Here is a 22776-nt window from a genome sequence, read left to right as displayed (position 1 = left end):
TAGGACGCAAAGGTGCCTCCGGGCGGAGATCTCGCGATTACGCAGGGCGTAGCCGAGCCGCCTACTCATGACGCATGAATGAGCGCTGTGTTCGGAACGATGCTGCGCCTGCAGCTCGGTCGTTGTCACTAACCCCAGTGCTGCTCGCGATACTCCATCATGTCATCACCGTGGAGCTGCCTTGTTGCATTTCCCGTTCTGACCCAGAACTCTTCGGCGTTCCAACCTGATCCCTTGACCGGCTTTGCGAAGACTGGCTTTCCGGACGCCGCCACCGACACTACGCAAATCTGCTGCGCACCTCTGGTTTCGAACGAGATACGGACAGTCGCAGCGGTGGCGACGGTGAGGTTGACATCCAACAGCTGCCGCAGGAAGAGCTCGTAGCCGTCGGCGTTGCCTTTACTTCCCAACGTGTCGAAGTCAGCCTGCAAGCCGACGACGCCACCTCCGTCGTCAACTCCGATCAAGAGCGTGCCACCCTCGGCATTCAAGAAGCCGCAAACGGTCTTGACGATGACATGCTCCATCTTCGGATCCGCCTGCATTGTATGGAGATTCCAACGCGCGGTCGATTTGAACTCGGTGGTCTGAGACTCGCCCGCTGCGATCACGTCCTCGATGGTGGCTTCACGCGGGGACGGTGCGGAGCCCCATAGAGTGGCGAATCCCTCGCGGACAACGCGAGCAATCAAAGTTCGCCGTTTGGCTAAGAATTCTTGATAGGCGAGCTGTTCCCACCCGACGGGCAACGCATGTAGGTACACCTGTCGCTTGAGCTTTTCGGAAGGCACCTTGGATGACATCGTCGACCAGTAATCGGCGGGACCGCTGCTGCTAATAACAGCATTCTCGGCCCAGTCGAGGAAGGCCATGTTGGCGATAGCGTTTACCTGTTTGGTGGCCGTAATGCCCTGCGTTGCAAGATACTTCTTTGGGAACAGATGGTGCCGCTCCATAGCCCTTGGTGCGACGCTCGTTGGATCGAGTAGATGTCGAACTTTGATGTCGCTGAAAAGTACCTCTGCGTCAAGAAGGCTTAGCGCCGCGAGATACGCGAACAATGCTGGAGACCGCGGAGAGGATGTGTCCAGCCGGTTCGGAAGGCTGATCTCCCAATAGTCGTTGGTGAAGTTTGCCGTCACGATACGGTCAAGCTCAGTGACGAAGGCTTGACCGTCGCCGGCAGGGAGATCGCGAATGCGTCCCAAATCCGATTCCAGTTGGGACTCTGGCGACGATGTGTACCGTCCGGTTGTGTGAGCCATAAAGAACCATCGGCTGATCACAGCACGCAGCGCGTGTAGGTCGAGGCCGAAGTCGATGCGGCCGATGAGCCACAACGCATAGCTAAAGAGAACGGTGTTCTCTGACGTGATCATCCGCTTGCTGCGGTATCCGGCGGCATAGAGGCACTTTAGGAACTCATGCCAGTGTGTCAGGTCGAGTGCGCGTTCCTGGCTGGCGGCTAGGGTTTCGAACTGAGCGATTCGTCGATCAACACTGACGATGCCCGACTCTAGATCTTTGCCCCGCAAGATGCTGTAGACGTGCTGGAGCCTGGCGCGGCGGAAGGCCAGCGCGACGCCTGCACGGAGCATCTGATCTGGGCTGGGTTCAATGTAGGGATTTCGCGGGCTAGGTCCCGTAACCGCTGAGTCGACCGCGGCTCGGCTAAACGACTCGAGCTCACGTCGGCCCTTCTCCCAGTGCACCGACATGAGCGTAAGGATGAAGTCCGCTTGATTGAGCTTGACTCCCTCGGAGTTGATCCTGACGAAGATCTCGGCGACTTCTTCTTCGTCGGCCGTGGCGGCCAGTTCAATTACTTGGAAACGGAATTCCTTCAGGTCGTGAACGCGGTCGAGGCGATCTTCAAGTAGGTCTTCATCACTTTCGGTTAGACCGCCGTCTCTGACCTCGTCAAGTCGTTTCAGAAACTGCCGAACCGTCCGCTTTCGTCCATCCGTCCAGAGCGCAGTGATGTCCGGGATGAACTCAGGATCTTTCTCGATAGCCGCGTCAGTGACTTCAAACGTTTCGTCCGACGGTCGGTAGCCGATGCGAATGTGCTTCTTCTCGAATGTCTTTGTCAGGACGCGTTGGCCGGTGAGGACGGCATACAAAGAGGTCAAGCGTTGCTGACCATCGACGATCAGATACTGAGGCGAGCGGTCCTCGCTATCGCCGATCTTTCGAGTCCCGGTCTCGACGCCCGTCTCCCACAGCATGATGGTGCCGATCGGATACCCGCGGTACATCGAGTCGAACAGGTCCCGCGCCTTCGCCGAAGACCAGACGAACGGTCTCTGGATGTCCGGCAGGGCGATACGGCCGGCGCCGATATCTAGCACAAGGTGATTCAGCGTGTAGCCGGTGTCCTTATAGAGCGCTGGCAACTGCAAATCCTTTCATCTCGGTTCACCGTGAAGCTCAACAGCACCGAGTGATATTGATGGTGAAAGCTCGCTTCTACGCCGCCTCTACCCGCTTCGCCGGTAGCACTACCACTGACCCGTCGGCGCTGCGCACCATCTCAATCTCTACATCGGATGACCTGCCGGGCAATGCAACTCGATCACCGAGTTGATGGAGGCGATGGGACGTCCGCAGCATGTTGTCGACGGCGCCTGACGAAAAGACTTTGTCGCGGATGCCCCTCGATCGATCGAGTTGCAGCGATGACAATCGCAATAGCACTTGTTCAACGCCAGACTCCAAATCCGACACCTTCTGCTGATCAGATTTAAGTATCTGTACGAAGTTCTCAAACGGGTTCGCTGGATCGTGTTGGGCGTGTTCCACGGCTTGAATAAGAATTACTCGCTTCTTCAGCGCGATGGCCAGCTGAGTCAGTTCGAGATGCGCGTAGAACTCACCGGTGTCATGGTCGATTCCACTGAAAGTCTTGTTCAACTTGGCTATTTCGACTGGGGCGTCGCCGATCTCGTCGAGGCCTGCAGTCCACTTCTTTAATCTGTCCTCTGCTTCAACCAAAGCAGTGTTGATGGCGTATACGGCGGAATCGAGCCCCAATGACACCCCAACGCGGCCCTGATCCAGCAGGATGGCTTGCGCCTTCTCGATGGCGTCTCTACACCCGTTGAGCGCGCTACGTTCTCGTTGAAGTGCATCACTGTGCAGCTTTTCGAGCAGTGCGGTGATGTTCTCGATCGCCTGTTGCCGCTTGTGCTCTGCGTGCGCACTGACACCGACGGCGACGGCCATCATCACGAGGGGTGCCGCGACGGTCAACGCGCCTGCGCCCGCTGCCGCGACCCCAGCGCCGGCGGCCGATCCAGCCTTTACGGGCACGAACGAGGCCTGTGCCACGATGCCCTTCGAGCCGGTTAGTGCGCTGTGCACGCCGCCAGCCACGGCTTTGGACGCCATCGGCTTCACCATGTTCGTACCGAGTTGCCCGGCCACCTTCGCCGGCACGACCATCCGATACAACGTCTCACCGGAGACAGTCGCTGCCGCTGCCGCGCCGGCCTTCGGTGCAGAAGAAACGAGCTGTGACAGATGGGTCGCCAGGGGGCTTGCGCTGCTCAGCGCCAACCCCGCGCTGCGGTCGTAGTCCGCGGGGAGAGGTCGGGCGTCGAGGGTCGCAATCGGGGCATCTGCGACCGCCGCAAGGACCGTGCGGATTTCGGCAAGCCGCTCCGGCGTCATGGAATCGTCCAACGGTATAACGGGTAGGGGCGTGTCTCGGGTCGTCAGCGTCCACACGGGAACCACTGTCCCCCCGGTCTCAGTCATCGCATCCTCCCCAGTCTGCATTTCCACCCTAGGTGAAGCTTGGCGCGACGTCAGTAGCGACCTCCTGTTGCCCTGGCAAACCGATGGCATGCGCTCTACTTTGGCGCCGACCCGGTTCCTGTAGGGCAGTGGGTGTTGCGGCGATGGTACGATGGGAGCGTGCGGTCGGGGCCGCGGAGGATCCCGCAAACTTTTGTGAGCTGTCATACCTATGTCCCATATTCAGCACGCCTGTCATTATTGCGTCTTCAGCAATCGCGCGCGTGGGGTAGCTAATGTTAGCCGGGGGAGAGTTGACGTCGAACGATCAGCAGTCGGACGTGGACGTACTCGTCCGCAAAGCGGTCAACTTGTTCACGTTCCTCGGGCGCACACAGGAGCTGTTGGTCAAGCCGATCCGGTCGGTCACGGGCTTCGAGGACGTCATTTGGTTTAGGGACATGCCGACGCACCCTGCTGTGCGGAGCCGCGCTCGGCTGTCCAACCTCGCCGCTGAAGAACCCCTGCTGCAGGTCGACCGCGTGTGCCACGGCTTGACCCGCCGGCGTTGCCAGATTCGCTGATCGAGTGGTAAAGAGCCCGTTCGACGACATCGACGCGCCACCAACGCACCGTCACGGCACCCGTGCAGGCGTACCGCGAGATCAAGAAGCAGATCGAGCTGTCTCGCGGCCAGTGATTCGCTGCAACGGCGAAGGACCGCGGAACAGGACTACTGACCGTGGACACCGTGCTGGTCACCCTGTGCGATTGCAAAATCTCGTCAGGGATGTCGGCCACCCGCAGCGCTAGCTTGGCGCTTTGAAGGTGTCTCCAGAACCAGGTGGTGATGTCAAGCGCAGGGATGCTTTGGCTGGCGGTGGCGGTCTGATGTGCGAAAGTAACGACAAAAGGGATGGAGGCGCGGTGCCTCACGACAAAGACGGCAACTACGTCGCGATGCAGGACGCTTACGACGCGTGGACGCCACACGCCGTAGAGATATTGCAATCCAGCGCCAGGCGTTACCGAGGCTTCATTACCTACACACAGCTTGTTGACTACGTGAAAGACAAGACGGGGATCAGCCATAACGCTCTAGTGCAGAACTACGTTGGCAATATTCTCGCCCGGGTCATCGCGGTTTGCACAGTGATTGGCTGGCCGCAGCTCACCTCACTGTGCGTCACCGCAGATGGCACAGTAGGTCCTGGTTATAAGTTCGCTCTGATCGCGGCCGAGAAGTACAGGCAGGACGGGGATAGCGCTTACGGCGAACCAAGCCTCGATGAACTCGATGACCACGCCGCAAAGGAGCGGTTCGAGTGCTACAGGTTCTTCGGTGCTGACCTGCCGCCGGGCGCACGGCCGGAGCTGACGCCGAAGGCGCAGGCGTCGCGGGAGTACAAAAAGGCCCAGGCTAAGCGTGATGCACCGCCGACGTTTTGCCCCAGCCATCCTGGGATTGCGCTGCCGGTCAGTGGGGTGTGTGACGAATGCAGTTAGACCGGTCAGTCGCTCTGCGTTAGGCAGGCTCGCGTATACGCAGCTCGCCCCAGAAGATGCCGTCTCGTCCTGGTTCAGGAACGCAGCTAAGAGACCACTCCCTTCGCCGGTCCTCATCGTCGCCCAGCTGCACGTCTCGCGGCGGCAAACCCCTTTGTCGTCGTCTCTTCCGCCTCAACTACCTCCGACAGCCGGTCGTCCCGCTACGCCTTCATCGGCCCGTGCGAGTTGGGATACTCAGGTGGAAGCTCGCCCCAGTGGTCCAGTCCGCACGAACCGTAGAACCACTCATAGCTGAAGTCGGGATGGCGCCGCTTCATCCGATCGGCCTGGCGTCGCGCCAGTGCGGCCATCCGCTCGCGCGCGTCTTCATCGAGGTCGAGATCCGTGATCCGGCGGCGGAACGCGGCCGCGATGATGAACGGCGTCTTCCGAACCACGGCCTCTCCCTTTCTCGATGGAAGCCGCATCGTGCCAGCCGCCACCGACAGACTGGTCACGCAGCCGAGAGCCGCTGCGCCACCTCGCCGTACCGCTCGAAACGCTCCGGGTCCGCCGCAGCGTTGTACAACACGATCCGCGACGCCACACCGCCGTACTTCGCCTGCAACGCGTCGGTCAGGCCGTCCCACGTCGCCTCCGTCGCGAACCTCGCGATGTGCTCGTCGGTGATGCACGCCGCCATGCCCGCGTAGTCGCCGGCCTTCTGCTTCTCCCGGATCCGGGCCGTCGTCCCCTCGAAGCCCGCCTCGTCCCAGATGAACGCGTAGTTCGGCGTGCTGCCGTAGAAGCTCATGCTCGCCCGCACCAGTTCGCGCTCGCGGTGCCGCTCCTCGTCGGTGTCGCCGACGATGGTCATCACCGGCACGATCAGCGCGACGTCATCTGCCGCTCGTCCCGACTTCGTCGCGCCCTCTGCCACTTTCGGCACCACATGGCGGGCGATGTAGCCCGGCTCGCCGAGCGGATGCACGTGCACGCCGTCGGCCACCTCGCCGGCCATCCGCAGCATCCACGGGTTCACCGCCGCGATGTCGACGTTCGGATCCGGCGCGTCGATCGGCCCGGCACTCCACTGCGGCGTGATGAAGTCCAGGTCATAGAACTCGCCGTGATGATCCAGCGTTCCCGTCCGGAACGCCGAGAAGCACGCCTTCACCGCCAGCACGTAGTCCCGCAGCCGCGGGCCCGGATGCTCGAACTCCGCCCCGTACCGCCGCACCACATGCGTCCGCACCTGCGTGCCCAGGCCCAGCCGGAACCGCCCGCCCGACGCCTCCTGCAGCTCCCACGCCGTCGCCGCCGTCACGAAGGGGCTGCGGGGGAACGCCACCGCCACCCCCGTCGACAGCTCCAGCCCGGGCGCCGCCTGCGACGCCGCCGCCGCGCTGAGATACGCCGTCCGGCCCGTCTCGGTGAACAGCAGACCCGAGAAACCCGCCGCCTGCGTGCGCCGCGCCAGGTCCGAGATCTGCGGCAGCGGCTGCGGGGTCGTCATCACGTCGACGTGCACGGCTCGCACCCTACGCCGGTGTCACGCCACCCGGCTCACATGCGCGGCCGACGCGCCGACCGTCGCGTCCTCGTCACCGATCATGATGCGCAGCAACGCCTTCTGCTCCCGGTCGCCACGCAGCGCCGCCCGGTCGAGGCCGCCGCGCCGCGTCAACGCCGCCGAGCTCCGCAGCAGGTTCACCGGCAAGCGCATCATCGGGTACCACGGCGGCACGTACGCAGGCAGGCCCAGCGATCGCATCGCCCGCGGACCCAGGTACGCGCTCGTGACCGACAGGTGCTGTGCGCGCGCCAGCCGTCGACGCACCCGCGCGAGCAGCGGGTAGTTCCACTGCAGCGGGTCCTCGGCCATCGGCGCCGCCAACTGCTTCGTCGACTCGTCGGGCTCCGACAGCGCCGCCACGGTGTGATACAGCATCCGGATCCCGTCGCGAAAGTCGCGCGGCAACCACGCGTCGTCCACGCCGAGCAGCCACCCGACATACCGGGTCAGGTGCGCAATCGCGTCATACTCCCTGGGCGACAGCACAAGTCCCATCGCCGGCCCACCCGCCGACGGCGCGATCAGCGCGCCGACCAGCGTCGCGGCCATGTCCGTCTGGTTGACGGGCAGGCCCCACTCGTCGGCCCGCCAGTCCGGCATCGCCGAAACGTGGCGGCGCACGAACGCATGGATCAGCCGCACCCGCAGCGTTGACCGGAAGCCCACGCCCTGCGGCGCCAGGCCACCCTCGACGAAGGTGTCCATCGCCCACTGCATGGTCTCGGCGAACCGCTTGTTCGACCCCTTCTCCAGCGCCCCCGTCCGGATCAGCGTCTTGTTGAACCCGGAGAACTGATACCCGCCCAGCAGCGACACGTCTCGCGCGATGTACATCCCGTCGGCCCCGCCGCGGCGCATCGCCCGCTGACCGATCCGCAGCAGCTCCCAGTCGACCCAGTCCGGAGCCGTCTCGACCTCGGTGAAGAACGCGCGCAACGGTTCCGGCGCCTCGGGGACGCTGGCGATGCCCGACGTCAGCGCACGATCGAACAGCGGGCGCACCTGCTCCATCCCGGTGGCCGACATCCACTCGACCAGGCGGTCCATCGGCTCGTCGCCGACGGTGAGGTGTGCGCCGAGCTTCTGCCAGCGCTCGGCCGACGGAGGCCCGACGCCGAGCAGGGTCGCGAATACCCGGACGCCCGCAGGGACGGGGCCGGGCGCCGAAGGGTGGCGGGCAGGGACGGGCTGTTCCATCGCGACGCTCCTTCGGACACTTCTGATAACGGCCGTAGTCCAAAGTAAGGCCGCAGGTAATGTCGTGTCAATGAAGCGCGCGGAGGTGGTGCGTGACTACGGCGGCGTGAGCGCAGACGACCGCCGCACCGAGCGGCGTCAGAAGCTGATCGCCGCCGCGCGCGAGATCTGGGGCACGTCCGGTGTCGCCGACGTGACGGTGCGTGGCGTGTGCAGCGCCGCGGGTCTGACCACCCGCTACTTCTACGAGCAGTTCCCGAACCGCGAGGCGATCGTGTTCGCGGTCATCGACGAGGTGCGTGCCGAAATGCTCGCAACGCTGGTCGAGGCCGGCGTCGGCGATCCGGGCACCCTCACCGACAAGTTGACCTCGGCGCTGACGGCGTTCCTGGAGATCATCGCCGCGGACCCGCACGTCCACCGCATCGCCACCGGGGACGTCAGCGCCGTCCCGGGTCTTCCCGAACACCGGGCCGGCATCCTCGACCAGATCGCCTCTCTGATCGTCGAACTCGCTCCCGAGGTCCTCGGCGCCGAGACACCGAGTCCGGAGGCGTTGCGCCGTGGGGCGCTGTTCATGGTCGGCGGCGCCAACCAACTCATCGAGGCGTGGCTCCGCGATCCGAAGGAGACGCCCGCCGAGCTCGCGGCGGTCGCCGCGACGCTGTGCGTCGCCGTGGTCGACGGCATGGGCACCGCGTAGGCGGATACGGCCCGTTCACAGGAAACCGCGAAAACGCACAGCCGCCCGGCAGCATGTTGCCATGAGAAAACCCTGGTATTGCCAGGGTCATGACAGGCATTCTTCGCTCATCGCGGGCACTACGGCGCTGTAGCACTGCGACACGCCGACCCGACTTCAGCCGGTCCGCGCCACTGCCCGAGCACCAAATTAGGAGTTCCCATGAAGATGCACGCCCTCCGCGCCGCAGGCGCTCTCGCGCTACTCGTCCCCGCCGCGATCGGACTGGCCGGGCCTGCGGGAGCCGACGAGCCGACGTTCGTCATGCCGTCGGTCGAGAAGATGAGCCTCGCGAAAGCCGATAAAACCATCGAGAAGCTCGACCCCAACACGAAATTCGTCATCAAGTCTCACAACATCGACGGTCCGACACAGCAGAAGCAGATCGACTTGATGTACTGGGAGGTCTGTTCCCAATCACCGGCCGCCGGTGCGGAATTCACCCCGAGCGAGGACATCGAGATGTCGGTGTCTCGCTTCTTCGACGGCTGCGACGGCTAAAACACCGGCGCGGGGCCGTCAGCGGGTAGCGAGCCAGGCGAAGAAGTCGTCGGCGCAGAACACCGGCTTGCCGTACTCCTGCGCCTTGCGCGCCTTGCCTGACTGCGTGCCCACCTCGGCGGTCACCAGCACGTCGCACCGGGTCTTCGACACCGTCTTGACCGGCGTCAGCCCCGCCTCGGCCGCCAGCCGCTCCATCTCCGGCCGCTCGACGATCCGGCCGGCGCTGTCCTGCGCTGTGCCGGTGAAGCAGATGCGAATCCCCGGGGTGAGCGTCGCCGCGATGTCGTCGACGCCGGCGCACAGCGCGTCCGCGCCGATGTCCACCCCGAGCAGCCGTGACGCCTCCTCGAGCCGCGCCGCGACATCCTTCGGCAGCTGCACCCGCGCCGCCGCCGCGCGCAACTGATCGGCCACCGACTGCCGTGCCGCCGCATCCGCCGGCGCGTCGAGGTCTCGGGGTACCGACGCGCCCAGCAGTACCGCGCTGACGTCGCGGCTGATTCGCAGCAGCGCCGACAGGCCGGGCAGGTGGTCGGCGACCGGTGTGGGTGCGTCGGGGTCACGGCTCACCAGCAGGCCGGACGACTCGACGGCATCGGGTTCCTCGAACGGTGACGAGCCGTCCTCGGCGGGCATGCCGCCGTGGGCGCTCAGCGCCGAGCGGGCTCGCTCCAGCGCGGTGCGCCCCGAGATCCGCGTACCGCGCAGCTCGACGCCCAGCGGCATCGCCGTCACGAAGCCCAGGCGTTTGAGTTCGAAGTCGATCAGGCCGAGCTGGTCGTCGACGTTGACGCCGACGGGGGTGCAGCCGGCCAGCATGGGGGCGATTACCGCCCACGCCTCGCGCAGCGTCGGGGCCAGCAGCACATCGGACACTGTGATGCCGTAAGCCGTTCGCGCATCGGCGAGGTCGCGCTGCGGGTTGATCAGCGTCGAGAGCGCGGTGCCGTCGTCGAACGCCACCGCCAGCTCGACCGGCCGGGGCCGCGACATCCGGCCCTCGTCGCCGACGGTCAGCATGCCGATCGCGCAGTATCGCCGTGCGCCCGTCCCGCCGTTCGCGGTGCGCAGGAAGCGGGCGATGCGCCGGTCGGTCTTCAAATCCTTCGGCAGCACAGGGCGTTTCAGCACCAGCCCGGCCAGCGACGTGCAGCGGCTCAGCGCGACGTAGAGCTGACCCGTCGAGAACATGCCGCCGGTGAGGTCGACGATCACCCGGTCGAGCGTCTGGCCCTGGCTCTTGTGGATCGTGATCGCCCAGGCCAGCTTGAACGGCAGCTGGGTGTAGGAGCCGATGACCTCGCGGCCCAGCGAGGCGCCGGACACCACCGGCCGGGTGGCCTCCCACGTATACGGCGCGACGTCGGCGACCGAGCCGTCGGGGAACTCGACCTCGACGACGGCGCCGTAGCGGTCGTACCCGACACCGACGACGCGGCCGATGCTGCCGTTGACCCAGCGATCGCTCTGGTCGTTGTTGAGCATCATCACCTGCGCGCCGACCTTGAACCGCAGCGTCTCCTCGACCGGCGGATCGAACAGCGACAGGTCACCGGACGCACGCGCCTGGTGGACCAGTTCGTCGCCGGGCAGCCGTTCGAGGTGCTGGCGATTGCGGGCGGTGACGAGCCGGTTGGTCGGGGCGAGGGTGAGCCAGAACTCGCCGTCGGGTGGGACGAAGTCGGCGTCGGCGCGGGCGTTGAGCTGCCCCTGCGCGTGGCCGAGCAGCACGCCCTCGCGAATCTCGTTGAGGATGGCGGTCATCCGGTCGTCGCCAAGCTGCCGGAACACCGTGGTCAGCGAGATGGTGGGGAAGTCGTCGCGGTCGAAACTGCGGGCGGAGAAGAAGTACGGCGTCTCGTAGGTGGTGGTGAAGAAGCCGGCCTCGTGTTCGCTGACCACGGGCGGCAGTTGGTAGAGGTCGCCGACGAGGACGATCTGCACGCCGCCGAACGGTGCGCCGGGAGCGGGGCCGAACCGCTCGAGCGCCGCGGCCACCATGTCGAAGACATCGGCGCGCACCATCGAGGCCTCGTCGATGATCAGCGTCTGCAGCGATGCCAGGGTTTTGGTGAACCGTCCCGGTCGGTACGCGCCGGTGCGGATGTCGTCGAGCGTCGTGGTGGTGCGGAAGCCGAAGAGTCGGTGGATGGTGTAGCCGTCGACGTTGAGCGCGGCGATCCCGGTGGGTGCGACCACCACGACGGAGCGGTCGGTGTCGGCGGTGCACAACCGGATCAGCGTGGACTTGCCGGTGCCCGCCTTGCCGGTCAGGAAGACGTGGCGGCCACCGGCCAACAGGTCCAGGGCTCGACGGAACTCGTCGGTGAGGACGATGCCGGCCATGGCCGCACTGTAGTCCGGCGATGTCACCGGTCGGGAGTCGCTTCCGCGCATGGACGACGGACGCAGGCGGAGGCGGCCAGCCGATCAGGCTCCGCGAATCTCGATATGACCCGAGCCGATCGGTGACGCACCCTCACCGGCGATCACCCCCACCTTGACGGGCCTTCCGGTATCGGTATCGAGGAACGCAAGAGGCGCGCGTCCGTTCTGCAGGTGCTTGTCCCCCCACTGGACCAACGCCATGAACACCGGCAGCAGTTCCTCGCCCGCCTCGGTCAAGCGGTACTCGTCACGCACCCGCTGGCCCGGCTCCTGATACGGCACCCGCGCCACGATGCCGGCGTTTTCGAGCTGCTTGAGCGCGCGCGAGGTGGCGGGTGCTGAACTCTCGGTTCGCGTCACGAAGTCATCGAAACGCACTGTGCCGAAGAATAATTCGCGGAGGGTCTGAAAAGCCGTCTTGGTGCTGAGGACGTCCAACACGCGTGTCATCGAGCAGGCGTCGCCGATCTGCCACTGCGAACGATCGCTGAGCGCGGGCTCAAAGTTCATTCCCCGATTCCCTTCTGAATAACGCTTGCTTTAGTCAGCCTAGCATGCTTCGATGGGATGAGTAACGGACGCGTTAGTCAGGGAGAGGAGAGCTACCGTCCGGCGCCACGCAACCGAGGACCCAATTTCTGAACTCACCCCTCCGACCGATAGGAAGATCATGACGACAGGGAACCTTTATCTCATTTCTGCGGCCACCGGCCAGACCGGTGCCCATGCCGTGCGCATACTTCGACAGGATGGCCTACGGGTGCGTGCACTCGTCCACTCTCTGGATGCCCGCGCGGAGGCGCTGGCCGACCTGGGCGCGGAAGTCGTCGTCGGCGACCTGCTGGACTTCGCCTCCGTGAGTTCCGCAATGGCCGGCGTCACCGCGGCGTATTTCTGCTATCCCATTCGCCCGGGCCTCTTGGATGCCACCGCAAATTTCGCGCAAGCCGCCGCCGAAGCCGGCGTGCGGGCCGTGGTCAACATGTCCCAGATCAGCGCCAGGCGCGAGGCGAAGAGTCATGCCGCGCAGAATCATTGGCTCAGCGAACGACTGCTCGACCGGTCGGCGTTCTTCACCACGCACCTCCGGCCCACGTTCTTCGCCGAATGGCTGGTGTGGCAGTGGTCGCGCGATGATCGCGGAGGCGTGTTCCGCCTACCGTTCGCCGATGGTCGGCACGCCCCCATCGCGGCCGTCGACCAGGCCCGTGTCATCGCTGCGATCCTGCGAAACCCGGCGCCGCACGACCGTCAGGTCTATCCGCTCTACGGCCCATTGGAACTTGACAACGACGGCATCGCGGCCAAGGTTGCGGCCGCGCTCGAGATACCCGTCCGCTACGAGCCCGTCGGCATCGCCTCGTTCGCCGAAGTGCTTCGCGCGCAGGGGTTCGACGAGTACTTTGTCCAGCACATCAGTAGTGTGGCCCAGGACTACCGCGACGGCATCTTCGCCGGGACCAACAACCTCGTCGATGCCATCACGGGAACGCCCGCGCTGACCGTGGAGGAGTTCACTACCACCAACTCCCACGCATTCGCGGGAACCGGCCAGGCCAGCGCCTGGGAAGTCCCTCGCGCTTCATAGCGGAGCAACTAGAACGGCGACAGGTCTCGGGACGCGCGCCTCGTCAGGGGTCGCGCACCGCCAGGTAGTGCTCGGACACCGCTGGCCCGTCGAGGAAGCGCTCGACGGCCTCCTCGATCAGCCGGTCCTGGCCGGTGAGGCGGACGTAGTGCTGATGCATGTGCTCGCCCCACGACCGCACGATGAACGTCTCCACGAACGTCGACTCGTGCTCGACGCTGCGGAAGAGGCGCCACTCCGCCGCCCCGGTGCGCTGCCGGGACCGACCCAGCACGGCCATCGCCGCCAGGAAACCCTCCTCGTCGTCGGCTGCGACCCGATACGCCGTCGTCACCATGACCGGCCCATCCAACGGTTCGGGCTCGAACGTGAGCGTCGGCTCGGGCCAGTGCGCCGACGGCGTCAGGTCGAGGTTGCCGGTGCCGGCGTGCAGCGGCCACCACAACGACGACAGCCCGCACACCAACAACAGCGCCGCGCTCACCAGCAGGCTGATCGAACTCGTGGTGGACCCCGCGAGCACTCCCCACACCACCGAACCCAGCGCCTGCCCGCCCATGAAGATCAGCTGATACACCGACAATCCGCGGGCCCGCACCCATGCCGGCAGGTTCAACTGCATCGACGCATTCAGCGTCGACAACGACAACAGCCACGACGCGCCGCCGACGACCAGCGCCAGGAACACCACCGCGAAGATGGGCACCAGCGCCAGCACCGCGGTGGCCACCGCGAAGCCCGCCGCCCCGACCGTCAGCAGCGTGTTCTGGCCGAACCGCGCACGCAGCCGCGACAACAGGAACGCGCCGAGCACCGCACCCGCGCCGAGCGCCCCCAGCAGCAATCCGTAACCCGCGGACGACAACCCCAGTCGGTCCTTCGCGATCACCGGCAGCAGACCCCAGATGGCGCTTCCGGGTGCGATGAACAACGCCGCCCGCAACAGGATTCGTCGCACGATGGGGGAGCTGCGGATGAACCGCCCGCCCGCACTCAGCGCCGCCAGCGCCCGCTCGGGCGGATAGCCGCTCTCGACGGCGGGGCGCCGCCACGCAATGAGGACGAACACGATCCCCACGAACGAGACGGCATTGAGCGCGAACACCAGGGTCGGCCCGGACAACGACACCAGGACGCCGGCGATCGCCGGTCCGATCGCCCGGGCGCCGTTGATGCTCATGCTGCCCAACGCGGCCGCCGCCGGGATCTGTTCGGCGGGAACAAGATCAGGCTGGATCGCCTGCCATGCCGGCGCGGTCAGGGCCTGCCCACATCCGATGACGAACAACAGCGTCAGCAGCACCGCCGGTGTGGTCAACCCGAAGCCGGTCAGCGTGGCGAGCAGGCCCACTCCCGCGGCCATCGCCCCCTGGGTGGCGATCAGGAGCCGGCGTCGGTCGATCAGGTCGGCGAGGACACCCGACGGCAGCGCCAGCAGCATCACCGGCAGCGTGGTGGCGGTCTGCACCAGCGGAACCAGGACTGCCGCCCGAGGATCACCGACGAGCATCCACTGCGCACCGACCGTCTGCATCCAGGTGCCGAGGTTGGAGACGAGCTGCGCGATCCACAGCGCGCGGTAGACCGGCGAACGCAGCGGCGCCCACGTCGACGTCGCCGCTGTGTTCGCCGCTGTCATCCCGCCCCCTGTGTGGACACCTGGTCACTGTAGGGGTGGGTGCCCGCTCCCGCGTGGTTCAGACGGCGCGCGTCAGAACAGCGACAGCTGGCGGGTGTCCTCGTCGCCGAACTTCTGCGGCACCGGGCGCTGGCGCACCTTCACCGGCCACCAGAACCACCGACCGAGCAGCGCGGCGATCGACGGCGTCATGAACGACCGCACGATCAACGTGTCGAACATCAGCCCGAGCGCGATCGTCGTCCCGATCTGGCCGAGCACCGTCAGGTCGCTGAAGATGAACGACGCCATCGTGAACGCGAACACCAGGCCCGCGGCCGTCACCACCGAGCCACTGCCGGCCATCGACCGGATGATGCCCGTGTTGATGCCGGCGTGGATCTCCTCTTTGAACCGCGACACCAGAAGCAGGTTGTAGTCCGACCCCACCGCGAGCAACAGGATCACCGCCAACGGCAGGATCACCCAGTACATCTGGATGCCGAAGATGTGCTGCCACACCAACACCGACACCCCGAACGACGCCCCCAGCGACAGCGCTACCGTGCCCACGATCACCAGCGCGGCGACGATGCTGCGGGTGATGAACATCATGATCAGCAGGATCAGAGTCAGCGACGCGATGCCGGCGATGATCAAGTCGTAGTGCGCCATCTCCTGGATGTCCCCATAGGTGGACGCCGTCCCGCCGATGTAGATGTTCGACCCCGCCAGGGGCGTGCCCTTGACCGCCGCCTTGGCAGCGTTGCGCATCGCCTCGATGTGCGAAATGCCCTCGGGCGTCGCCGGATCACCTTCGTGCGTCACGATCATGCGCGCCGCCTTGCCGTCCGGTGACAGGAACAGCTTTAGCCCGCGGATGAACTCGGAGTTGCTGAACACCTCCGGCGGCAGATAGAACGAGTCGTCGGTCTTCGACGCGTCGTACGCCTTGCCCAGCGCCGTCGAGTTCTCCAGCGCCTTCTGGGTCTGATCGTAAATGCCGGACGTCGTCGCGTAATTCGTCATCGTCAGGTCGCGGTTGGTCTCCTGCACCGCGATCTGCGGCGGTATCAGCGCCAGCAGTTTCGGTTGCAGCTCATCGAGTTTGGCGATGCTCCCCGACACACTGGCCAGCTGATCGGTCAGCTCGCCGATACCGTCCAGCGCGTCGAACAGCGACCGGAACGCCCAGCAGATCGGGATGTCGTAGCAGTGCGGTTCCCAGTAGAAGTAGTTGCGGATCGGCCGGAAGAAGTCGTCGAAGTTCGCGATCTTGTCGCGCAGCTCCGCGGCGATCGCCACCGTGTTCTGGAACGCCTCACTCTGCTCGTGGGTGATCTCGCCGGACTGCTGCTGCAGCGCATACTGCTGCCGCAGGGTGTCGATCGACGTGTTGATCTCACTGACCTGCTTGAGCAGATCCTGCGCCCGGGCCTGTTGGTACGGGAGGTTGTTGATCTGCGCCGCGCTGTTGGCACTGATCTGGAACGGGATCGACGTGTGGTCCAGCGGCGTGCCCAGCGGCCGCGTGATCGACTGCACCTGCGCGATGCCCTCGGTGTGGAAGACGGCCTTCGCCACCCGCTCCAGCAGGATCATGTCGGTCGGATTGCGCAGGTCGTGATCGGTCTCGATCATCAGCAGTTCGGGATTGAGCCGCGCCTTCGAGAAGTGCCGCTCCGCCGCGGCATACCCGACGTTCGACGGCGCGTCGTCCGGCATGTACGCGCTGACGTCGTAGCTCACCTTGTAGCCGCCCAGCGCGCCGATACCCGCGAGCGCCAGCGCCATCGTCGCGATCAGGATCGGTCCCGGCCACCGCACGATCGCCGTGCCGATCCGCCGCCAACCACGTTTGGCCGTCTTGCGTTTCGGGTCGAACCGGCCGAGCTTGCTGCCGATCACCAGAACGGCCGGCGCCAGCGTCAGCGATGCGGCCAGCGCGACGAGCACGCCGATCGCCGCCGGGATGCCGAGGCTCTGGAAGTAGGGGAGACGGGTGAAGTGCAGGCACGCCACGGCGCCGGCGATCGTCAGCCCCGACCCGAGGACAACGTGCGCCGTCCCGCGGTACGCGTCGTAGAAGGCGGCCTCGCGGTCCATGCCCTCGTTGCGCCGCTCCTGATAGCGGCCGAGCCAGAAGATCATGTAGTCCGTGCCGGCGGCGATCACCAGCAACGTGAGGATGTTCGTCGAGTACGTGGACAGGCCGATGAGTCCGGAATTGGCCAGGAACGAGACGATTCCGCGGGCCGCCGACATCATGATGAGCACCGTGACGAGCGCGAGGATCATCGTCACCGGTGAGCGGTAGACGATCAGCAGCATCACCGCGATCACGCCGACGGTCAGCAGCGTGACGAGCACCGTGCTCTCGTTGCCCACCTCGAACTGGTCCGCGATCTGCGCCGCGGAGCCGGCGACGTAGGCGTGGATGCCCTGCGGCGCAGGCGTATCGGCGATGATCTTCCGCAGCGCGTCGACCGATTCCAGCGACAGCGCCTCGCCCTGGTTGCCGGCGAGGAACACCTGCACGTAGGCGGCCTTGCCGTCCGGGCTCTGCGAGCCCGCCGCGGTCAGCGGGTCGCCCCAGAAGTCCTGAACGTGCTGGACGTGTGTGGTGTCGGCCTCGAACCGCTTGACGAGCTCGTCGTAGTAGGCGTGCGCTTCGGCGCCGAGGGGTTGATCGCCCTCCAGCACCATCATCGCCGCGCTGTCGGAGTCGAACTCCTCGAACTTCTCGCCGATGCGCTGAAACGCCTGCAGCGAGGGCGAATCGGGGGAGCTCAACGCCACGTTCTGTTCTTCGCCGACGGCTTCGAGCTGCGGCACCAGCACGTTCGTCAGGGCGGCGATCGCCACCCACGCCAGCACGATCGGGATGGCCAGCCTGCGGATCCACCGGGCGACGCGGTCGGTCTTCGCCGGGCGTTCGGCGAGGTGCTGGCTCATCCGGACTTGTCCAGGCAGAAGGTGTAGGCGTTCAACTGGGTGACCGTTCTCTCGTCCTTGACGACGTCGTCGATCGTGATCCGGCAGCCGATGGAGTCGCTGTCACCCTGGGCGGAGACGTTGACGAAGACCGCGGGCTGGGTGGTCGTGGTGTCGTACGTCCACGGCAGGGTCGCGCCGTCGACGCGCTGCGGCTGGGCGTCGATGTCGGTGTAGGTGATGGTCGCGACGGCGCCCGGCGGGCCGTACACCTCCATGAGGACGCGCTTCGGGTCGAACGGGACGATCTCGTTGGCGGCGCCGCTGGGGGTGGAGGTGACGTCCTTGGATCCGAAGATGCCGTTCAGCCGGTACACCGCGAAACCCGCTATGGCGATGACGACGATCGCCACCAGGATCATCCACTGCCTCAGCAGGCGGCCACCGAGTGAAACCCGCTGCATACGTGAGCCTTTCGACGGGCGGCGGCATTTTGACACGCCTCGGCGACCGGCGACCGGCCGGCTCGAGTCATATCAACTTGATTGACAGTACGGTACCGGACCGTACTGCTCAACCCTTTGCTCGCCTCAAGATCATCGGATGTTGTGACGGGTGAGACTGGGGATGAGCACGTTGTCCACGAGGTCGGTGACGGTGCGCCGGGACGGGTTCCGTCCGTTCAGGAGGGTGCGGAAGATGAGGTAGCCCGGCATCACGTCCCAGAGGTCATCGGTAACGGCGGTCGACGTGATCTCGCCGCGGTCGACGGCCCGCGCGAGGACATGGGACATGAGCGCTTTCCGCTGGTCGAGGAACCGCTCCTGCATCGTGGTGGCGAGATCCGAGCTCCGGGAGATCTCCACGAGCACCGCGCGGATGGTGCCCGCGTGGGTGTTGACGTGGGCGCGAATCTGCTCGCCGAGCTCGAGCAGGTCGCCGCGCAGCGTGCCGGTGTCCGGGTCGACGGCGACATGACGGGTGCCCTCGACGAAGGCCGCCAGCACGAGTTCGGCCTTCGTCGGCCACCGCTTGTACAGCGTTGCCTTGCTCGCGCGCGCGGTGGTGGCGACGGCGTCGACGGACAGCCGGTCGTAGCCGTGCTCCTGGAGCAATTCCAGGGTGACCGCCAGCAGCTCGCACTCCCGCGGCGACCACGGGGTGTCCACGTCTTCGACGCTTCGGGTCACGCGACTCCAATCGGCATGTGCGGACGAGTATCCGGCATTGTGCTCCACCGCGGACAAGATCGCACCCGTGTGGCCGAGGTGGGTGGCGCGCTGCTCGAGAACAGTGACGGCCTGCTCCCGTCAACAAATGTTGACGGGAGCGGGTCATTGCACTGGCTCAGAAAGCCGCGGCCAACGCCGGGCGCACGACAAGTAAGGGGCGCGGGGAAAAACGCCGAAAAAGAGAGACCGAAAGCCGCAACCTCTGTGGTCTCTCGGGATGACCGCACACGTGCGGGATCCGCGCCAGACTCAAACTAGCCGCGCGCCGGGGCGTCCCGCAAGGTCACCGGCTGTTGCGCAGCGCGACCAGCGATACCAGGCCCATCTCGCGGTATAGCACCTCCGGTGGGAGCTGCCGGAAGCCGCGGACACCCGGGATGCCCGTCGCGGTCTGTGCGATCTTACGGGCGATCCGGTAGTCGACATCCTTGAGCGAGCCCCGATCGGTCACCGCGTCGAGCAGCGCGGACAACCCGGCCACCGCGAACGGACTCGTCGTGTCCAGCATGACGTTGGTCGCGGCGACGAGGTGGCGGGCCCGCTCACGCACCGTCATCTCCGACAGCGTCGGCGCGGCGCCATCGATCCGCGCCGCGATGCGGGCGACGAAGCGGCGCAACCGATGCGGGCCCAGCGTGACGGTGCCTGCAGATGTCACCGACATGCCGAGGCAGTCGATCCGGTCCCGGCCGCCGTAAGCCGGATCGACCGTGCACGGTCGGCCGTTCCCGCTCAGGGCGGTGCGGATCTCCTTGCTCAGCTTCCGTTTCACCCCCAACTCCGCGACGAGCGTGTCGATGCGGGCGTCCGCCTCGTGGATCACCGCGAGGTCGGGATGGGCGATCATGAAGTCGTCGTTGTAGCGGGCATAGAACACGCCGTCGAGAGCGCTGATCGCGCGGTCCATCGGCACCACCGCCAGATTCCCCAACAGGGGAACCAGGGGAGTGCCCATCGCGACGCCGTTGAGGCGGGTGAACTCGGCGCCGTCCTCATCGCGCACCACCGGCCGCACCAGCGCCGTGATCAGATCCCAAGCGGCATTGCCGATCTCACCACCGGCGCTGCCCAGTGACACCACCTCTCGCAGGGTGTGCCAGAGTGCGGCGTCCGGGCCGACCGGCAGGTTGTCGCCGTACTTCTCGAAGTCTGACTGCAGCACGTACAGCGGCCCGCCCCTCGGACCGACCCGCTCCCGGTGGGCGCGGATGAACGCGGCGAACGCCCGCATCGCCCCGACGTTCGTCAGGCCCGGCAGGTAGGACCAGACACCGGGCAGCCCGTAGCAGCGGGCGTTGTGCGACAACACCTTGAACAGCGCCGAGCCGACCACATGATCGACGAAGCCGGCCAGGTGGGCGGTGCGGCGCTTGCCACCGGTCTCGAGGAACCACAGGTCGACGGGCTGGGGCCGGTACGTGCCGTCCGCGATGCTGTCGGCGATGGCGCGGGACAACTTCTTGCGGTCCGTCGCCGCGTCGAAATAGCTGACGCCAGAGGACACCTCGTTGAAACCGAGGCCCTGCTCGTTGCGCTTGGCGTAGATGCGCAGAATCGTGGATTCGTACGTCGCGGGATCGACCAGGCAGCGGTCGATGTCGATGGGTTCAAGCGTCACGGCCGGTGCCCTCCCACTGGCCGAGCCGCCACGCCCGTAATGTCCGCAGCCAGCGCTGGAACCGCGCCGGCTCGGGGTCAGACGGCAGCAGGAAGATCATCCGCACTTTGTTCTCGTGGAAGATCGGCGACAGCCAGCGGCCCGCCACCGACACCACCAGTGCGTCGTCGTCGAGGCTCTTCATGGCCGTGGTCAGGATCGCCGGCACCAAGTCCTCGTCGAGCGTTCGCATGATCTTGGCGCCCGCGCGAGTGTCGAGATCGGCGACCGTGCCGTCGGGAAAGATGTCGAGGAATTCCGGTCCGAGGTGGTCGGGGCTCTGCGGCGCTCTCGGGACTCCTGCAATGGGTTTGATCCACTGTGCGGTGACGATGCGATCGAGCGCATCACGGCCGTCAGCCGCCGGCTCTCGCCAGTAACGACCCCGGTTGGCGGCGCCACCCGTGACGGTCTGCACCTCGAGGTGCGGTTGCCGGTCATGGTCGATGTCCGACTCGCGCTCGTAGAAGACCAGGGACGTCGGTGAGTAGAACGCGAGACAGCCGCTGCCCGTCAACGTCTTTCGCATCGTGTCGACGGCTGCCGACCGTTGCCGCTGCGGGATCCACTCCGGCACGGTGATCGTCCCGGCGCGCACCGGTCCCGGTTCCGCGGCCAGCGCCCGGATCCAGTCGCCGAGCGGCAGCTGGGTGGCCGGTGGCGGGCTGCGGTCCTCGAGGTGCTGCACGTTGACGTGCACGATCAGCAGGACGATCATCGCCGCCGTGAGCTCGAGGAGGTCGGAAGCGGGATTGACGTCGATCCACACGAGCGCGAACAGCAGTCCGGTGAACACGATGGTCAGGTTGAGCGCGTGGAACCGGCCCTCGGCGAACAGCCGGATCTGATAGGTGCCGATGAAGCTGCGCACGATGAACAGCGGCAGCAGCGCCAGCAGGAACCCGAACGGGATGCCGGGCAACACGAACAGTCCCAGCGCCACGGCCAGCGCCCAGAAGTACAGCGTGACCACCGGCGTGACGAGCAGCAGCCGGTGGAAGAACCACAACCGGTACTCGCGGAGGGCCGGAATGCGCCGCAGCCGAACGAAATCGAAGTAGAACACGGCTGTCGCCTCGTAGGCACCGCGGAACAGCGGGAGCACCAGATAGAAGAACTGGAAGGCATCGATGTCGCGCCACGCCTCGAATCCGGCGGTCAGGTCGAACGAGCGGGTGCTGGTGCCGTAGATGCCGGCGATCGCGAGCACGGCGATCGCGTCGAGCCGCAGGCCGAGGCCCGCGAGCGTGGTGTCCACCCCCTGCCGGAACGGGATCGAGGGCAGGCGAGCACGCAGGGGCTGCGCCGCCCGGTGATTCGGGGAGACGCCGTTGAGCCGGTAGAGGCGCAGGGTGAAGTGGATGGTGATCCAGATCGAGAGCGCGTTGGATGCGATGATCGCGACGATCACGGCGGCGGTCGGATAGAACATCGCCCCGGCGCCGATCACCGCGATCTGCACGACCGTCGGGGCGAACAGCGTCCACAGTGGCCGCCAGATCCGCCGGGTGGCGTACATGCCGGAATGCAGCACCCGCACTGGCATTCGCAGTGCGAGCTCGATGACGACGAGGAACGCGTAGAGCAGACCCATGGGATCGCCGTCGGAGGGCAACAGGGACAGCACCACCGCCGCGCCGGCGACGGCCACGGTGGTCGCCGCGATCACCGACAGCACCAGCCAGCTGCCGATCTCGCGTTCGACGGCGTCGCGGTCGCGGGTCAGGGAGAACGCGCGCAGACGTTCGCGCATCACCTCCAGCAGTCCCCACCAGGCGCCGCTGACGATGAGGCTGCCGACGCGCAGGATCATCACCGTGAACGCCGCCAGCCCGCCGAGGGCGGTGAGGATGATCAGGAACTCGGCGACGTGGACGACGAACGCGATGCCGTCCACGAGCAGCGCGTAGCGCAGGCGGTAGCGGAAGTACTCGAACATCCTGCCGGTCAACAGGCAGCCGTAGAGCGAGACCGCGCGTTGCCTGCGGCGGCCGGTGCGTTCGAACCACCGGTCGATGTCGTTCACCGGGGCTTCCTCCACGACGGCGACACGTCCGCGCACCTTTCGTCGACGATCGCGCAACGCCGAGGCATTGCCATGGGAGGCTGGA

18 protein-coding genes are annotated in these 22776 nt (G+C 66.0%); 5 read left to right on the top strand and 13 right to left on the bottom strand.

Annotated features, from left to right (window positions below):
* Positions 1 to 128: 128 nt before the first annotated feature.
* Both ACPCHZ_RS14350 and ACPCHZ_RS14345 read right to left on the bottom strand, forming a co-directional pair.
* Positions 129 to 2399, bottom strand: coding sequence for a GmrSD restriction endonuclease domain-containing protein (locus ACPCHZ_RS14350; protein ID WP_423485315.1), 2271 nt, complete (start codon positions 2397 to 2399; stop codon positions 129 to 131).
* Between the two features lie 73 nt (positions 2400 to 2472).
* Positions 2473 to 3762 carry a hypothetical protein gene (locus ACPCHZ_RS14345; RefSeq protein ID WP_423485314.1) on the bottom strand — a complete coding sequence of 430 codons (1290 nt, stop codon included), beginning with the start codon at positions 3760 to 3762 and terminating at the stop codon, positions 2473 to 2475.
* 320 nt (positions 3763 to 4082) lie between these two features.
* On the opposite strand from ACPCHZ_RS14345, the gene ACPCHZ_RS14340 reads away from it, so the two are divergent.
* The gene (locus tag ACPCHZ_RS14340) at positions 4083 to 4325 is read left to right on the top strand and encodes a hypothetical protein (RefSeq protein WP_423485313.1); all 243 of its coding nucleotides are present in this window, start codon (positions 4083 to 4085) and stop codon (positions 4323 to 4325) included.
* A gap of 343 nt (positions 4326 to 4668) precedes the next feature.
* Positions 4669 to 5247: a hypothetical protein gene (locus ACPCHZ_RS14335; protein WP_423485312.1), complete on the top strand. Its 579-nt coding sequence runs from the start codon at positions 4669 to 4671 to the stop codon at positions 5245 to 5247.
* A 203-nt stretch (positions 5248 to 5450) separates the two neighbouring features.
* Here the strand turns inward: ACPCHZ_RS14335 and ACPCHZ_RS14330 are convergent, their stop codons facing one another.
* The 3 genes from ACPCHZ_RS14330 to ACPCHZ_RS14320 are packed head-to-tail and all read right to left on the bottom strand — an operon-like array spanning position 5451 to position 8002.
* Complete coding sequence (locus tag ACPCHZ_RS14330; RefSeq protein WP_423485311.1) at positions 5451 to 5747, bottom strand: hypothetical protein; 297 nt, start codon at positions 5745 to 5747, stop codon at positions 5451 to 5453.
* Complete coding sequence (locus ACPCHZ_RS14325; RefSeq protein ID WP_423485310.1) at positions 5744 to 6760, bottom strand: TIGR03617 family F420-dependent LLM class oxidoreductase; 1017 nt, start codon at positions 6758 to 6760, stop codon at positions 5744 to 5746. The genes ACPCHZ_RS14330 and ACPCHZ_RS14325 overlap by 4 nt, the downstream gene beginning before the upstream one ends.
* Positions 6761 to 6781: 21 nt before the next feature.
* Positions 6782 to 8002, bottom strand: a complete 1221-nt coding sequence (locus ACPCHZ_RS14320) for an oxygenase MpaB family protein (RefSeq protein WP_423485309.1) — start codon at positions 8000 to 8002, stop codon at positions 6782 to 6784.
* Between the two features lie 70 nt (positions 8003 to 8072).
* On the opposite strand from ACPCHZ_RS14320, the gene ACPCHZ_RS14315 reads away from it, so the two are divergent.
* The gene (locus ACPCHZ_RS14315) at positions 8073 to 8705 is read left to right on the top strand and encodes a TetR/AcrR family transcriptional regulator (protein WP_423485308.1); all 633 of its coding nucleotides are present in this window, start codon (positions 8073 to 8075) and stop codon (positions 8703 to 8705) included.
* 201 nt (positions 8706 to 8906) lie between these two features.
* A complete protein-coding gene (locus ACPCHZ_RS14310) occupies positions 8907 to 9245 on the top strand; it encodes a hypothetical protein (RefSeq protein ID WP_423485307.1) in 339 nt (112 codons plus the stop codon).
* Between the two features lie 18 nt (positions 9246 to 9263).
* Here ACPCHZ_RS14310 and ACPCHZ_RS14305 read toward each other — a convergent pair whose 3' ends face one another.
* Both ACPCHZ_RS14305 and ACPCHZ_RS14300 read right to left on the bottom strand, forming a co-directional pair.
* Positions 9264 to 11594 carry an AAA family ATPase gene (locus tag ACPCHZ_RS14305; protein WP_423485306.1) on the bottom strand — a complete coding sequence of 777 codons (2331 nt, stop codon included), beginning with the start codon at positions 11592 to 11594 and terminating at the stop codon, positions 9264 to 9266.
* A gap of 84 nt (positions 11595 to 11678) precedes the next feature.
* Positions 11679 to 12146, bottom strand: a complete 468-nt coding sequence (locus ACPCHZ_RS14300; protein ID WP_423485305.1) for a winged helix-turn-helix transcriptional regulator — start codon at positions 12144 to 12146, stop codon at positions 11679 to 11681.
* Between the two features lie 160 nt (positions 12147 to 12306).
* Between ACPCHZ_RS14300 and ACPCHZ_RS14295 the strand changes: the two genes are divergently transcribed.
* Positions 12307 to 13224 (top strand): NAD(P)H-binding protein, encoded by a 918-nt coding sequence (locus ACPCHZ_RS14295; RefSeq protein ID WP_423485304.1) that lies wholly within the window; start codon positions 12307 to 12309, stop codon positions 13222 to 13224.
* Positions 13225 to 13267: 43 nt separating this feature from the next.
* On the opposite strand, the gene ACPCHZ_RS14290 is transcribed toward ACPCHZ_RS14295, so the two are convergent.
* The 6 genes from ACPCHZ_RS14290 to ACPCHZ_RS14265 all read right to left on the bottom strand — a co-directional run bounded on the left by ACPCHZ_RS14290 (position 13268) and on the right by ACPCHZ_RS14265 (position 22691).
* Positions 13268 to 14863, bottom strand: a complete 1596-nt coding sequence (locus ACPCHZ_RS14290; protein WP_423485303.1) for an MFS transporter — start codon at positions 14861 to 14863, stop codon at positions 13268 to 13270.
* A gap of 72 nt (positions 14864 to 14935) precedes the next feature.
* The gene (locus tag ACPCHZ_RS14285; RefSeq protein ID WP_423485302.1) at positions 14936 to 17797 is read right to left on the bottom strand and encodes an RND family transporter; all 2862 of its coding nucleotides are present in this window, start codon (positions 17795 to 17797) and stop codon (positions 14936 to 14938) included.
* The gene (locus tag ACPCHZ_RS14280) at positions 17794 to 18240 is read right to left on the bottom strand and encodes an MmpS family transport accessory protein (RefSeq protein ID WP_423485301.1); all 447 of its coding nucleotides are present in this window, start codon (positions 18238 to 18240) and stop codon (positions 17794 to 17796) included. Before ACPCHZ_RS14280 ends, ACPCHZ_RS14285 begins: the two co-directional genes overlap by 4 nt.
* 132 nt (positions 18241 to 18372) lie before the next feature.
* On the bottom strand, positions 18373 to 18945 hold the full coding sequence (locus tag ACPCHZ_RS14275) for a TetR/AcrR family transcriptional regulator (protein WP_423485300.1): 573 nt from the start codon (positions 18943 to 18945) through the stop codon (positions 18373 to 18375).
* A gap of 346 nt (positions 18946 to 19291) precedes the next feature.
* Positions 19292 to 20626, bottom strand: a complete 1335-nt coding sequence (locus tag ACPCHZ_RS14270) for a hypothetical protein (RefSeq protein WP_423485299.1) — start codon at positions 20624 to 20626, stop codon at positions 19292 to 19294.
* Positions 20616 to 22691 (bottom strand): hypothetical protein, encoded by a 2076-nt coding sequence (locus ACPCHZ_RS14265; protein ID WP_423485298.1) that lies wholly within the window; start codon positions 22689 to 22691, stop codon positions 20616 to 20618. The genes ACPCHZ_RS14270 and ACPCHZ_RS14265 overlap by 11 nt, the downstream gene beginning before the upstream one ends.
* Positions 22692 to 22776 lie beyond the last annotated feature (85 nt).

Origin of the sequence: Mycobacterium sp. NPDC050041, from assembly GCF_049541695.1 — a bacterium.
GTDB lineage: Bacteria > Actinomycetota > Actinomycetes > Mycobacteriales > Mycobacteriaceae > Mycobacterium.
Note: the sequence above shows the minus strand (reverse complement) of the source record. Positions and strands in the feature narration are given on the sequence as shown.

Coding starts and splice junctions, on each gene's coding strand:
- ACPCHZ_RS14345 (WP_423485314.1), bottom strand. CDS start 3,762: ATGACTGAGACCGGGGGGACAGTGGTTCCCGTGTGGACGCTGACGACC.
- ACPCHZ_RS14320 (WP_423485309.1), bottom strand. CDS start 8,002: ATGGAACAGCCCGTCCCTGCCCGCCACCCTTCGGCGCCCGGCCCCGTC.
- ACPCHZ_RS14315 (WP_423485308.1), top strand. CDS start 8,073: ATGAAGCGCGCGGAGGTGGTGCGTGACTACGGCGGCGTGAGCGCAGAC.
- ACPCHZ_RS14310 (WP_423485307.1), top strand. CDS start 8,907: ATGAAGATGCACGCCCTCCGCGCCGCAGGCGCTCTCGCGCTACTCGTC.
- ACPCHZ_RS14305 (WP_423485306.1), bottom strand. CDS start 11,594: ATGGCCGGCATCGTCCTCACCGACGAGTTCCGTCGAGCCCTGGACCTG.
- ACPCHZ_RS14300 (WP_423485305.1), bottom strand. CDS start 12,146: ATGAACTTTGAGCCCGCGCTCAGCGATCGTTCGCAGTGGCAGATCGGC.
- ACPCHZ_RS14295 (WP_423485304.1), top strand. CDS start 12,307: ATGACGACAGGGAACCTTTATCTCATTTCTGCGGCCACCGGCCAGACC.
- ACPCHZ_RS14290 (WP_423485303.1), bottom strand. CDS start 14,863: ATGACAGCGGCGAACACAGCGGCGACGTCGACGTGGGCGCCGCTGCGT.
- ACPCHZ_RS14285 (WP_423485302.1), bottom strand. CDS start 17,797: ATGAGCCAGCACCTCGCCGAACGCCCGGCGAAGACCGACCGCGTCGCC.
- ACPCHZ_RS14280 (WP_423485301.1), bottom strand. CDS start 18,240: ATGCAGCGGGTTTCACTCGGTGGCCGCCTGCTGAGGCAGTGGATGATC.